The sequence below is a fragment of the bacterium endosymbiont of Bathymodiolus sp. 5 South genome, assembly GCF_900128535.1.
GTDB lineage: Bacteria > Pseudomonadota > Gammaproteobacteria > PS1 > Pseudothioglobaceae > Thiodubiliella.
Map to the genome: position 1 here is coordinate 1 of NZ_FQTR01000307.1, position 1395 is coordinate 1395.

Sequence of the window (1395 nt, forward strand, 5' to 3'; positions counted from 1 at the left end):
TTAAAAACTTATTGGGATGCACTGTGTCACTATCTCCTTATCCAATCGCCATTGGATAGTGTAATCAAAAACGGTTTTTGGTGTTGATGATTGACACGATTGTTATGATACGAGGGGGTGCTACCCTTATTTATAGGGGTATTTTAGCGTAAATTCTTTTGTAGTGGGGTTTTTACGGAGTTTAGATTGCTAAATAATGTTGGTTTTGGTTTGAGTTTTTTGGCGCCCTAATGACGAATTCATTAACAATTATAAGTAAAAAACTTAAAAAACTTATATATAACCGTTGTAATGCAGTCAAATTATTTTTCTGGGTTTAAAATCATAAACCCAATATCTCTTAGCCCAAATTTTGCCCGCATTCTACTATTAAGCACAACCCTTGTTGTCTCAATCAGCACAGCCGTTGCAGGCGGACGCTCTGGTGAGCACAACCTATAGGATTTTTTGTTACTCTTAAGTATTTTAATCAGTTAATTTTAAAAAACTTTAAGTTGATACTAGCTTATATTTAATCGGATGTAGGGGTAAGTCCTCCACTATTCGGATCACCCCACGCCGTGATTGAACCATCAACTTTAACGGCAGCAAAGGCGTATCCAGTTGAATAAATCTTGGTATAGCCACTACCAGAGGGTGCACCTGTACCTCCAGAACCTGAGTCACCCCACGCCGTGATTGAGCCATTGGTTTTAAAGGCGGCAAAGGCGCCCCCAGTTGAATAAATTTTGGTATAGCCACTACCAGAAGGCGCACCTGTGCCTCCAGCATACGAACTACCCCACGCCGTGATTGTTCCATTAGCTTTAACGGCGGCAAAGGCGCCCCTAGTTGAATAAATTTTGGTATAGCCACTACCAGAGGGTGCACCTGTGCCTCCAGTATCTGAATTACCCCACGCCGTGATTGAGCCATTGGTTTTAAGGGCGGCAAAGGTACCATCAGTTGAATAAATCTTAGTATAGCCACTACCAGAAGGCGCACCTGTGCCTCCAGCATGTGGAGTGCCCCACGCCGTGATTGAGCCATCGGCTTTAACAGCGGCAAAAGCGCCATAAGTTGAATAAATCTTGCTATAGCCACTACCAGAGGGTGCACCTGTGCCTCCAGAATTTGAATCACCCCACGCCGTGATTGAGCCATCAGCTTTAAGGGCAGCAAAGGCGCCATCAGTTGAATAAATCTTGCTATAGCCACTACCAGAGGGTGCACCTGTGCCTCCAGAATTTGAATCACCCCACGCCGTGATTGAGCCATCAGCTTTAACAGCAGCAAAGGCATGCCCAGTTGAATAAATCTTAGTATAGCCACTACCAGGGGGTGCACCTGTGCCTCCAGCATTTGAGGCACCCCACGCCGTGATTGAGCCATCAGCTTTAACAGCAGCAAAGGCAT

1 protein-coding gene and 1 pseudogene are annotated in these 1395 nt (G+C 44.9%); one reads left to right on the forward strand and one right to left on the reverse strand.

The features are described 5' to 3' along the window. Positions 1-291: 291 nt before the first annotated feature. Complete coding sequence (locus tag BBROOKSOX_RS11035) at positions 292-441, forward strand: hypothetical protein (protein WP_180324026.1); 150 nt, start codon at positions 292-294, stop codon at positions 439-441. Positions 442-511: 70 nt separating this feature from the next. Here BBROOKSOX_RS11035 and BBROOKSOX_RS11040 read toward each other — a convergent pair. Further along, a pseudogene (locus BBROOKSOX_RS11040) lies at positions 512-1395 on the reverse strand (Ig-like domain-containing protein); the annotation flags it as partial.